Genomic DNA, 12,933 nt, shown 5'->3' on the forward strand with positions numbered 1-12,933 from the left:
ATCTTGTCTATCAGTACCACCTATTCTCTCTACAGTTAAACCCTTATTCTTTAGTGTATTAACTACAGAATCAGAGATAGAATTTAGTCCACCTATTAGAGTTATGTTTTTAGCTCCAAGTCTTGAAATCTCGTTAAGAGTAGATTCAGGTATAGAGTCTTTGTCAGTTATAAGTATTGGAGCATCTAAAGCTTTTGACAAAGGTGTAACTGCTAGAGAATCAGCTAGAGCTTTATCTTTTATTAAAACAATATTCTTAGAAGAATTCCAACCATGTTTTGATACACTTATTGCTGTATTAAAATTATTTTGTGCTTGAATAGAGTCCTGGTCAACCTTTCGTGTTGAAAAAGTAGTTCCTTTATTTATCTCAATATCGTTATTTAATTCATCAGCATATGATACACTTGTTAAACCTGAAGAAAAACCTAATAACATGGCACTCATAAGTAAGCCACTGATTACAAAGTTATATTTTTTCTTGATTTTGAGACGCTTTTTCTCCCCAGACCTTGTATATGTAGTGCTTACATGAACTTGCGTATTTTCTGTATTATCAAATCTTTTTTTAAAAGCCATTTTTCTATTCCCCCCATATATTTTAGATTCTTATACTACATAGATAGTTCATCCTAAGCTAATTATAAGTTATAAATTGTATACTTTCCACAATTATCCAAAATTTATCTTTATAATTACATTATACCACCAATCTGTTAGTTGTGTTACTCTTTTCTAACATATCTATGTCAAATAAATATTTCTGCAATAAAAAGTGTCTGAAAATTTCAGACACTTTTATTTGTAATATTAATAATGTAAATAAATAAGTGACATATATCTGAATTTTAATAGCGTTAAAATAACAGCAAGGGCAATAAGCATAAGAATACCAAATGTCAATATTAGACCTCTAATTAACTTTCTAAACTTGCATAAGAAATAATATATATATATATCTTTTGGTATGAATTTAATATCTAATGTCCTTTTGTTAGTTTCAATATCCTTCAAAAAATCAAAATAAGCTTTCCTATAAACATTTATTCCTTGCTTTAAGTCAAATCCACCATCTTCATTATAGATTTTAACTAAAAATTTTTCTTTAGTAATGTTCTCATAATTCCCAATAGTGAATAGCCACTCTCCCTTTTCTTTAATAGCTATTACTTCTTTAACTTCCCCCTTTTTTTCTAAATATCTAAGTTTAAATATATCCAAGTATTTTTCTTTGTCTTTTACATATCTAATTGCATGTTTATTTTGTTTTAGAGCTTCTACACATATCTTTATTGATTGCTTTTTTACATATTCTAAAGCTCTGCCATCTTGCATTACTGCTGCTAAACATATCTCTGGCGTTTGTTCTTTTACATATTCTAAAGCTCTGCCATCTTGTATTACTGCTTCTAAACACATTTCTAGGGTTTGTTCTTTTACATGTTTTAAATCTATCTCCATACAGTTCACCTACTTTTGTATTTAAAAAGTGCCTAAAAAGTTTTAGGCACTTCTATTTCTATCCCTAAGATTATTTTGTAGTATCTAAAATAGATACGTTTGGAACAGTAAATTTCATTTCTTTATCATTCCATATTTTTTTAGATGTATCATCATATAGTATATAACAATCTGATTTATCTACAGTCATTTTTAATTTTGTATGGCCTTTAAGTCCTTTTGTATAAAAATCATTTTTGTTTATAGGAGATTCAATCCCTGGCATATTCATAGCAATCTTGTCAGTATACATGTATGCTTTAGGTAATTCAAATACAGTTGTATACTCTCTTATGATTAATACAGTTGTATCTTCATTGTACCAACCAGCACCAACTTTAACATCACTTGTACCTCTGATAGCATTTATTAAATTAGCAACATTTGCTTCATCCAAAGCTTTACCTTTTGATTTTTCAAAAACATCTAACACAGTATCTTGTGTATTAAGCTTCATTTTGCTTAATATATCTTTCGTAATATCATTAACACTACTAACACCTTTACCATTAACTAGTGTCAATTTACCACTTCTGACTACCAAACGATACTCTTCAGTTGTTTTATTCTTACCAGTTATATCTTTAGTCACTTCTTTACCATTATAATCTTTACCACCTATATTCATGCCTGGTTGAATTTTTAATTTGAATTTCCAACCATCACCAGTCTTTGTTCCAAACTTATTCATATAGCTATCTCTAACTTTATCAGTACTATAGCTGCTATTTCCCCAAGAATTTTTAATAGCAGTATTTCCTATGTCTAAAGCATAAGTTTTAGCTGTTAGAGTTGGTTTATCACCCCAAGGAAGCTTACCTGTTCCACCTAATGTATAAGATAAGTTTACAGCACTTCCCTTATGAATTACTTGAGAACTTCCTACCTTTGTTCCACTTGCCACTTTACTTACTAGAGATTTAGCTTTTTTATCTGTTGCGACACTTGTTCCTACTACTTTTGAATTCATCTTAGCATCTAATCTTAAATAATTATAAGAAAGTGGAGTTATAGTTCTTTGTTTTTCACCAGCTATTATATCTATAGCAGTATTTCCAGACAAATCTGAATGAGCCATAGTTACTTCTGGATACACTTTAAGTCCTGTTGTTTTCTTTGTTTCATAACTATAAGATTCTTGAGCTCCTTTTGATTCCTGTGGAACTTTTGTACTTACATCGCCTGTGTGGTATCTATAATAATCTATAGCTAATTTATATGTAGCTGGTGTATATTTTTGTGTAGCTGTTTCACTTGATGTGTAACATCTGCACACACTATGACCTTCGCTATTAGTTGTGTGTCTATAATTAGCTTTTTTATGAATATAACTTGTGATTGGGTCAAGCATATAGATTTGAATATTACTATTCATAGTTTTCTTGTTTCTATATTTATAATTTGTATCCCCTTTATCACCTGCAGCTATCTCATTTGTATAACCATTGTTTTTCCAGTTAGCAAACTTATAAGTATCAATATCTCTATTTGTTCTAGTTGCTACTAGTGAGCCTCCTACTGCTTGAGAAAATGTTGTACCACCATGAGTTACACTTGTACCATGTGGAGTTCCCTTCCATTTAGCATTTATTTTTAGCCACGGACTCGCTTTTAAATCTACCTCTTTTAAAGATAAGTTTGTCCAACCAGATGGATTTAATGATGAACTTACATGAGAAGTACTATCTGAGCTATGAGATACCTTGTAAATTGCATATGCAAGTTTACTAGATAAGTCATCCCAATATTTTGATAAACGCCACTCTGGTACTTCTTTTGCTTCTTCTCCAGTTCCATCAACAGTTGAAGGTATTTCTTTTGCCTTTAAGTATACAGTCATTTCAGCATCTGCAAAAGCTTTCTCCCCTTTTTCATCTTTCTTATCTTTATATTTATTATCTATAAATATATCTTCAAAATCCCCATTTCCCCCAAAATCATTATCAGCATTTTGTTTTCCACCTAAGTAAGTATTGTACTGGTCAGCTTGATTTGGTTTTAGCAAATCAGTTAACATTTTATTTACAGTATTATCATAGATTAAAGTTTCTTCTCTAGAGACTACAGATGGATTTTTAACTTTTAGATTTTGTTTAAAAAGACCTTCCTTATCTTTCTTATCAATCAAATCGATTTTATTCTTAGCTTCTTTTTCAATTTTATATGTCTTACCATTAACTTCAATTGTTGAATCAACAAGGTCTATTTTATTTATATTTTTACATTCTTCAAACTCTTTCCCTAAGTCCCAGCCTTTAGCAGGTTTAGTTGTATTTCCAACTTTAGCACCCTCTGCATTATACAAATCAATTTTAGTTTGTATAAACAATTTTGGTTTATTGCTTGACTCTTGACCAGCATTCCAATGATGGTATCCCCAACCTCCAAAGATATTCTTTTTGACAGGTCCTCCTGAATTTATGGCCTGGATGGTGTTTACATATCCACCTTGCATTGGTTTCCAACCTGATGATGATATATGACCTAATCTTTTACACCAGCTAGAACATCCACTTTTTGTACAATAACCTGATTTTGGACTACTCGTTGTTCCACCGCGACTATAAAGATATTTGTACTCTCTAAAATATACACTTCTTTGTTGCTCATCATTACCAGTAACTTTTTTACTATCAGCTAAACCTAAAGCCATAGAGATATATGACGTTGGCATATACATTCCATTTGGTTTTCCTTTACTATATAAGTGAAGTCTAGGCATTGTTTGAATTAAAAAGGTTACTTCATTTGATTCATACTTACCTTGGATATAGTCTATATCTTTTTGTGAAACACCTTTTGATTTCATTAAATTTATATAATCATTGAAAAATTGTTGTTTCCAGGCATCATCTTTGCTTCTTATTGTATTTCCTATGCCATCACCATAGTTGACTTTGTATACTCCTTTTGAATCTTTCTCAGCCGAAGCTAAAGCATTTCCCATAGTTGACAGTACTTTATTTGAATTAGACTTCACATCTGATGGAGTCCCTACTACTCTCTTTGTCATTTCGGAACTATTTAAAGAATCTGCATTAGTTTGGCCAAAGATTCTATCTTTACCAGCTATTAAATAATATGTCCCATCTGAATATGTTCCAAGAATACCACTATTTTTAAAATCAGTTTCAGTTGATTTGTTAACTGGCATAAACAAGCAATATTTCATGTATTCTGATGAGAATTTATATGATTTTACTATATCATTTTCGGTAGCATCTTCAGTTAGTAAAGTTACACTTCCATCGACTGCCTGACCATTTTTTACACTTCCTGTGTTTGGTACAAATCCAAACATTACTACTTGATTAACATTTTGACCATTCAAGGTCCAGTAATTTGCATTATATGCATATCCATTAACAATAAGTTGGTCAGATGTAATAGCAGAACCACCTCCACTACCTCCACCTGAGCTACCTCCACTATCGGCATTTGATTTTATTGGTGTACTTAGTAATATGCTACTTATTAGTAAGAGCATGAACATATTATTTTTAAATTTCTTCTTGTCACCTTTTAGTGCAATAAACAAACTTAAAACTGCCACTACACCTGCTATTGATAGTATACCTATTTGTAAAGGTAACATATCTCTTGTATGAGGAGATATAACCTCTGCCTTATTTAAGATTTTTCCTTCTCCTAATATTAGAGTAGTCACTCCTGAAGCTTGTGGTATATCAACAGTAAAAACTTCATTTGTTTCATTATCTTGAATCATGAATGTTTCACCAGGCATGACACAGAAATCAATTGGATTTTTGCCTTTATACTCTTTACTTTTTACTGCCTCAACATTTATAACAGAGAATTTGTAATCTAATCTTTTTCCGTCTAATTCTTTATAAATTTGTAATTTGTTTCGAGGAAACACAGTTAAATTTAAGTTTCCTACTCCATTAGAAACAGTTACATTCTTATTAAAATTGGTAGTTGCATAATTAGCTTCTACACTTACAGAATATTCTCCTATAGGTATATCTTCTAAATATTTATCTTTTGAACTAACTTCAAATTTTGATACAATTCCTGTTTTTTTATTTTTAAGAGAAATAGTTAATTGAGTCCAGTTTTTACTTAAATCAGTATTTCCAACAGATTTAAAGTTAAGATTTATTTTCCCTAATTGTGTATTTGCTGGACCAGAAGTCTCAACATTTCTTATTTTTATTACATTTGACATAAAGCTATCTAAATGTGTTTTACTAGATATTGTTGGATAAGTAATTTCTCCTTGACCACTTCCAGTGTCAAATTCAAACTTTTTATCTACTGAATTTAAAACAATTCTAGGTTCAACTTTGTCTCTTGTAAGCCAAACTAACCCCTGGTCATTTGTTGTAACTCTATATTTTGAATTATTAAGAGTTCTTTCTATATCTATCTTAAAATTTTTCACTGGATTATCTTTCATATCCAATACTTTTATGGCCACTAAATTAGTATCTGTAATTAATTTAACTCTCATAGGAGCATTTTTTGCCCCTTCTGGTAAGCTTCCTTCAGTATTATTTAAAATATTAAATTCTGGACCTATAGTCTTTTCTATTACTTTATCTCTATTTACATACAAAGAGCTGCCGTCATCATTTAACATAAGAATAGATTTAACTACATTATCACTTTTTTCTCTTAAGCAAAACTTAAACTTATCACCTAGCTTATATTTAGTTACATTATTGAATTTAACCAAGTAGCAATTTTCTTTTTTATTGAAGTTTTTTTCATTCACTAATACTTTATCTATGTATTTGCCATTTGCATCTTGTAATTCAATCTCTACAGAAGGTATATATCCAACTTCATTTTGATTTGAATCTAATTCAACTCTTAAATACATACCATCATTTACAATTACATCACCTGGACCTGGAGAATTATCATCTTTTACATCACTACTGTCCATAGGAGGCTTATTGTCATTGTTATCATCTTTTACATCTACATCTGTACTTCCTATTATGTTTCCATCTGAATCGATTATATTTCCTTTCCCATCATCCTTTAAGTCAGTTTGAATACTTCCATCTACTACAACTCCTTTTCCATTTTCTGCATATGAACTTATTAATGACGTACTGCACATCATTAATGCCAATAAAGTTGTTATTACTTTATGCTTAACCAAAATAATCACCTCGCTTCTAAATTTATACTTTATTTATTAGATAAATAGTTTTTATTTTTTTGTTTGTATTTTCTTTTTATTTTTTTATATGTTTTTTCCCAAAACAAAAAAACATGTATGGAAGATACATGTTTTTTTATATTTAAAATATTTAAAAAAAGAAGGAACTATTATAATAACAACTTTTGTAATTTTTCAAGAAACTATTTTTGGCTGTTAATAATATTTATAATTTCTTTCAAAATAAACAAGTTGAATTATTCGATACTTTTAATTTAAAAACATTTGTGTAGTAAGTCCCTTCCGAACTTACCACACAATGTTTTTTGAATTTCTTATTACCTTACTCATAAGAAATTCAATTCCTATAACTTAACGTAGGAAACTTATGAAAAAAAAATATTACATTCATTATATTCCCATTTTGAAATCACGTCAAGCTAATTCAAATTTAAATTTATATTTTTTCAATAAAAAAAGATTATAAATTAATATAATCTTTTTTTGGGAAGTAAGAGCTAAACGACTTATAACCGATTTAAAATTGACTGTGTAGGAAACTATCTAAAATCTAGTTATGAATCATATTATAGTTCTTTTTTATAAAAAAATCAAATCTTTTCATAAAAAAAGAACTGCAGACTACAAATACAGTTCTTTTTTTTATAAACATATGGTAGATTAACTAAGTTTATTATATAATCTTTTTTAGACTTTATCAAGTTTTTCCCAATTCTTTTTCTAAAAGAATAATTTCCACAAATTTATTCAGTTTTTTTACAAAAACAAAATATATTTTTCTATTTTAATGATATTTCCATAGAAAAACCTTTATAAAACTTCACTAAAAAAGAAATAGCATAAATATACCATTTCTTTTTTTCTCTAACTCTATAAAATACAAGGGGATTATATCTTACGAGTTAACATCATTATAATATCTCATTTCATATTTTTCAAGTTTTTTCATTTTCTGTTTTTTATTTAAAAAACTTTAGATAAAAAAAGAAATAATATTTTCATATTACTTCTTTTTTATTCTTACAACCATTGGAGAAACAACTTTATATTGTTTATATGCTCATTATAGTATCTTGTTTTATATTTTTCAAGCCTTTTTATTTTTTTCTTGAAATTCCACAAATAAAAAAGAAATAATATTTTCATATTACTTCTTTTCTATTTAATCATCGCTAAGTTTAATAAGTATTTCTAAAATAGTTTGAATGAATTATAATTGGAAAATGCAATTAACATAATTATAGTATCTTATTTTCTTTTTTTCAAGTTTTTTCACTTTTAAAACATGTTTATTTTTTCTAGTCTCGAAAATTTTATGTATTTTCATTATTTAGTACAAAAAAGAAACAGTATAAATATACTGTTTCTTTTTTAATAACTATTAAATACAAATTGGAGTTATTGTAAATGGACTTAAGTTAAAACCTTATGAATATTATCATTATAATATCTTATTTTCTTTTTTTCAAGCTTTTTCATTTTTTTAAAGTATATATTTATTATTTTTTGAAAATCAACATAAAAAAAGAGATAGTATAAATATACTATCTCTTTTTCATGACAAACAATTGTTTAACGTTTTTAAATAAGTATTCTTAAAAGTTTATTTAAAACTAGTATAGTGATTCTTTTTATATTTTTCAAGTTTTTTATTTTTATTTTAGTAAAAAATCCAATAATATATCTATTTTTTGCAAAAAGAAAGAAGAAATCAAGGAGAAGAACCGAAATTTCTTCAAAAGTATTATATAAAAGCTTTTTAGTGTATCAACCCAAGCTTAAATATAATCCATAAAATTTAGATGTTCTATCATTATAGCCACTTTTCTAAATTAATACAAGATTTTTTAAATAATTTTCTCATTTTTGTAGTTATTTTTTTTGTACTTTACTATTTTTTTATTATTTTTTTGTTTTTTTCCATGCAATATATACTCTAACTTAATAAAAAACAAACTAACACTTAATCCAAAACTAGAAATCACATAAAAAAATACATAGTACTTCATACCTATATGTACTTTTAGCAAAGAATTTACGATTAGCATCATAAAAGTTATAAAAAAACATAATTCCAGTGAAAAAAGTATATTTCTTAAAATTCTTTTTGTTATCATTATTATTTTCTCCCCATTTTTATTTTACTCTAAATATATATACTTTATTTACATGATAAATATTTTTCTTTTTTTATATTTTTTTATAAAAACTCCACTAAAAGATATTTCATAATAAGTTTTAGAATAAAGTTTATAAAAAAACACACCTAATAAATAGATGTGTTTTTAGTGTGAAAATCAATTAAATTTTTTGTATAAATTTCTCAAAATTATTATAATCTTTTCTAATAATAATTCTATTAAAAATAAACATTAATATGTTTTATATATAATATTTACTTTTATTGGAATAAAATGGTTTTTAATCCCATTCCGAACAAACGTTCAAAGCCTTGTGTGCGTTTTTAAAGCCATTGGATTTATATTGATGATATTTTACATCAGTACAAAATAATATATCTTTAAAATCTATCTAATAGCTTTAAAATGCAAAATAGCTATTATAAAGTTATTTATAACCCTGAAATATTAGATTTTAGTATATTCAAACAAGACTCTAGATATAGATTATATTATTTAACTTATTACACAGTTAAGTTTTAGACTTTAATATTATATTCCTATACATTAGAAGCTTTTGTCTTTAATTTTTCTACAATGAAAAAAAATACGGTAAAGATAATAGCTGCTATCATTGAACCAAAAACAACTTTAACGAAATTTTCTATTCCTATAATATATAAAATATACATGAAGACAATGTCTAGAATTACAAAAACTATAAATTCTTTTTTAAGTATATCTTCTTTAAAAGTTTTCTTAAGTTCTTTTATATTAAAATTAAATGCTGTGTCTAATGCAATATATCTTCCAAGAAACATTGCTATAATAAGAGACGTGAATTCATATGGTACATAATAGATTCTACTTAAAAAAATCAGGCTTAAATTAGCAAGACATACGGTTATTGACATTTCTTTATCTGATAACAAATTGTCATTTATGATACTTTCTTTTATAATGAAAGTGTAAATAATTTTCATTACAAAACTTAAGAGTATCAATATTAAAGATTGTACTATTACGGAATTCACCAATTCTAAGTATTGAATAGTAACCATTAAAGCTATTGGTATAAAAGCACAATAATGCAAGAAAATAAATTCTATAAATTTATTAACTGAAAAATTGTTTCTTTTGGATACAGATCGGCAAAGTGATAAAATTGCATCATTAGATGATTTTATATATAATAAAATCATTATAATTAAAACCATAGAAAATGATACGAAAAAATAAGCATTTAAATCTAAGTCTTTCATTAATACCTCCAATTTTAAAATTTTAGTTTTATTCTCTTAATTATACATAAGAATCTAATTAATATTCCAATTTTCTGAATAAAAAGGGAGTCTAATATTTTTTTTATAGAATCGATAAAAAAACGACCTTTTAAATGCTATTTTAAGGTCGTTTAAATTCTATCTTCTAGTACTTTTATATTGAATATATTATTTTATCTTAGAAACTAATTTAAAAAGCTTCATTCCAAAAATACCTTCATTTTAATATTTTTAGTTACAAATATTAATTTTCTTCATAATAATCATGCGTTTTTGCAAAACTTATAGCATCCAATACTTTTTGTTCTATATTATAATATCTAGCTACATTAAGTACTTCATTATAATGTTCTTCCCCATTCTCATTATAGAAAATATAATAGTCTAAAGCTTCCTGGATAAAACTATACTCACTATCATACTTTATCATATCACAAATAGTTCTTGCAGGATTTGTTATCCAAACACCTTTTCTAACTTCTTCTACATAAGATAAATCTAATTTTTTAACAGGATACACTGTAAAATAATCTGTATCAATCTCTTTATCTATAAAAGCAGATTGAGCTATTATATGATTGTCTGGAAAATTAGTTATTCCTAATAAACTTCCTGCATATTCTCCACATAGGACAACATTATCGAAAGAGTTTCTTAATACTCCTGTAAAATCCACCTATCATTCCTCCAAACATAATTTTTATTTGATTTTGATGCTATAAATGTGTGTATTGGAACTATAAAATTACTTACTCTTTTATAAACGGTTGCAAATTCAGGCTTAGATTCAATACCTCTTAATCTATTATATCCATGTTCTAAAGTGTTAAAGTTTTCTAATTGGAACATGTACATTTTTTCTGGTATATTTTTATATTTATCTATATATAATCTTACTAAATCATTGCTATTATAACCTTTTAAGTAACTTAGCGAGTATATATCAAATAAATCTTTTAACCTTCTATTAATTTGTTTACTCTCACAAGCATGTATCTTATCAACTAATATTAGTTCTGGTGTATATCCATTAATTGTAACTAATCCACCTAGTGAATATTTCTCTGAGTCTAAAGTAGACCACTTAAAATTCACATCGATACTGAATCTGGTTATTAATTCAGCAGCTCTATAAACACCTATAGTTACACTTTCATTTTTAGTAGCTTCACTTGTTGTTATTTCTTTTATAACTTTATATATTACGTTAAATCTACTATACTGAGAACAAGCTATTATATCTTTTTTGAAATTAAGCCATTTATTATAATCAGTTCCATGTATATCTATATCTTTTGTTAATCTTCTATTCCCATAATTATATTTTTTAAAAGCACATAATAATGTTATTCCACCTTTAAAAATCATATCATTGAAACTATTGCTATGACTCATACAATAGATAAAATCCTCTATATAATCTAGTGTACTATTATTATCATGAAAATTGTTACTACTACTACTCCATTTATTATTAATCAACGGTATCATTCCTCTCTTTAATGAGATTTTAGTTTTTATAAGAGAAATTAAAACACTTAAATAGTTATGAGTTTTTCACTATTATCTTTATACTTCCTTGCATATTAAATCCTTTTTCTAATTTTCTTAATACACCTATAATTTCAGTAGACCCTCTATTTGATGGATTTAAATATAAGTTAAGTTCTGGGATATATCTATCTTCATTATTTTTTATCTTTTCATAAAACAAATTAACACGACTTTCAAGTATATGCATAAGTTCATCTTTATCTAGTTTTGCAAAATACCTTATAGAATATTCAAGTACATCTCTCCAGCTACTTACATCTTGCTTACTATCTCCAAATTTTATGCCTACTGGAGTCATTCCTCTAAAATAATTATTTATGGAATTAATAGAAACTTCACATTCCTCAGATGAATTAGATAGAGCTGTTGTATGTTCTAAAATTGACTTTATCTTCTTTAATTCATCTTTCAATATTTTAACTTCTTCTGTTTCTTCATCTGATATATTTATATAATCTAAATTTTTCATTTCTTTGCTTAATAATTTCTCATATTTTTGTATAGATGCAAGTAAAGGATATCTTAAACTATACATTTTCTCTATAATTTCTTTATTCATCACTTTTTCCTTTCAAAACACTTAATCTTTCACTTACTTATATCTATTATACAAGGATAATATTTATTTAGCAATGACGCATATTTTTAGACAAGGATAATGTTTATTTAGCAATGATGGGTATTTATAAACAATGATATTTCATTATATTTTTTAATTTTATATAATTCAAGAGGCATAAAAATGGATTCTTCACATATGTCCAATTTCTAAGAGTTTGAATTGTTTTACCTATTTTATTTGCAAATACTCCTATTGAGTGATATTTCATTTGTTTATCACCTCAATAGGAGTATTTCATAATCTATAATTTATTTTTATATTTTTACATATATTTATAGATTTTGTTTAGCAGTTGTTACCCTACTAGAAAATTAGATTGTATTTATAATTTATATAAAATCTTGAATAACATCTATACATGTTTTTATCTCATCATTGTACATATGGCTTTCAAGAATAAAATATTGTATTATTGTTTGGCTATCTTCATCTAGAGATAATATTTTTTTTAATATCTCTTTTATTTTTTCATCCGTGTCTAATGTTTCTACAAATTGGCTAATTAAATCAGTTAACTTATCCTCTATATTTTCACTAGTATTTTCTATGATATTTTTCACCTTCTATTCTTTCTAATAGATTCTCGTAATCCTCTTCAGACATATATTTTTGAAATAATTCATATCCATCTCTTTTTTTATCTGAAATAACAATACTTTTTATTTTATTTATAATATTCATTAATCTATTCAAATCTAT

Annotated in this window: 10 protein-coding genes; all 10 read right to left on the reverse strand. The window is 26.2% G+C overall.

What is annotated here, in order from left to right; all coding sequences use genetic code 11:
- The coding region (locus tag Q3304_RS08220) for a cell wall-binding repeat-containing protein (protein WP_407813551.1) at positions 1–579 on the reverse strand (579 nt) is incomplete at its 3' end.
- A 231-nt stretch (positions 580–810) separates the two neighbouring features.
- Positions 811–1,461 carry a DUF4116 domain-containing protein gene (locus Q3304_RS08225; protein ID WP_407813550.1) on the reverse strand — a complete coding sequence of 217 codons (651 nt, stop codon included), beginning with the start codon at positions 1,459–1,461 and terminating at the stop codon, positions 811–813.
- Between the two features lie 70 nt (positions 1,462–1,531).
- The gene (locus tag Q3304_RS08230) at positions 1,532–6,634 is read right to left on the reverse strand and encodes a hypothetical protein (protein ID WP_407813549.1); all 5,103 of its coding nucleotides are present in this window, start codon (positions 6,632–6,634) and stop codon (positions 1,532–1,534) included.
- A 1,868-nt stretch (positions 6,635–8,502) separates the two neighbouring features.
- Positions 8,503–8,772, reverse strand: coding sequence for a hypothetical protein (locus Q3304_RS08235; RefSeq protein ID WP_407815420.1), 270 nt, complete (start codon positions 8,770–8,772; stop codon positions 8,503–8,505).
- Between the two features lie 563 nt (positions 8,773–9,335).
- The gene (locus Q3304_RS08240; RefSeq protein ID WP_407813548.1) at positions 9,336–10,037 is read right to left on the reverse strand and encodes a hypothetical protein; all 702 of its coding nucleotides are present in this window, start codon (positions 10,035–10,037) and stop codon (positions 9,336–9,338) included.
- 265 nt (positions 10,038–10,302) lie between these two features.
- Entirely contained in the window at positions 10,303–10,734 is a 432-nt protein-coding gene (locus Q3304_RS08245) for a hypothetical protein (RefSeq protein WP_407813547.1), read from the reverse strand.
- Positions 10,713–11,540 carry a nucleotidyl transferase AbiEii/AbiGii toxin family protein gene (locus Q3304_RS08250; protein ID WP_407813546.1) on the reverse strand — a complete coding sequence of 276 codons (828 nt, stop codon included), beginning with the start codon at positions 11,538–11,540 and terminating at the stop codon, positions 10,713–10,715. Before Q3304_RS08250 ends, Q3304_RS08245 begins: the two co-directional genes overlap by 22 nt.
- Positions 11,541–11,604: 64 nt before the next feature.
- Entirely contained in the window at positions 11,605–12,171 is a 567-nt protein-coding gene (locus Q3304_RS08255; protein WP_407813545.1) for a hypothetical protein, read from the reverse strand.
- A 392-nt stretch (positions 12,172–12,563) separates the two neighbouring features.
- Entirely contained in the window at positions 12,564–12,794 is a 231-nt protein-coding gene (locus Q3304_RS08260; protein ID WP_021382398.1) for a hypothetical protein, read from the reverse strand.
- Positions 12,769–12,927: a hypothetical protein gene (locus Q3304_RS08265; RefSeq protein ID WP_021382399.1), complete on the reverse strand. Its 159-nt coding sequence runs from the start codon at positions 12,925–12,927 to the stop codon at positions 12,769–12,771. The genes Q3304_RS08260 and Q3304_RS08265 overlap by 26 nt, the downstream gene beginning before the upstream one ends.
- Between the last annotated feature and the right edge of the window lie 6 nt (positions 12,928–12,933).

This window comes from Clostridioides sp. GD02377 (assembly GCF_045899875.1).
GTDB lineage: Bacteria > Bacillota > Clostridia > Peptostreptococcales > Peptostreptococcaceae > Clostridioides > Clostridioides difficile_A.

What these genes read in the sequence shown, in the direction of transcription:
- Q3304_RS08225 (WP_407813550.1), bottom strand. Translation starts at nt 1,461, where the DNA reads ATGGAGATAGATTTAAAACATGTAAAAGAACAAACCCTAGAAATGTGT.
- Q3304_RS08235 (WP_407815420.1), bottom strand. Translation starts at nt 8,772, where the DNA reads ATGATAACAAAAAGAATTTTAAGAAATATACTTTTTTCACTGGAATTA.
- Q3304_RS08240 (WP_407813548.1), bottom strand. Translation starts at nt 10,037, where the DNA reads ATGAAAGACTTAGATTTAAATGCTTATTTTTTCGTATCATTTTCTATG.
- Q3304_RS08255 (WP_407813545.1), bottom strand. Translation starts at nt 12,171, where the DNA reads ATGAATAAAGAAATTATAGAGAAAATGTATAGTTTAAGATATCCTTTA.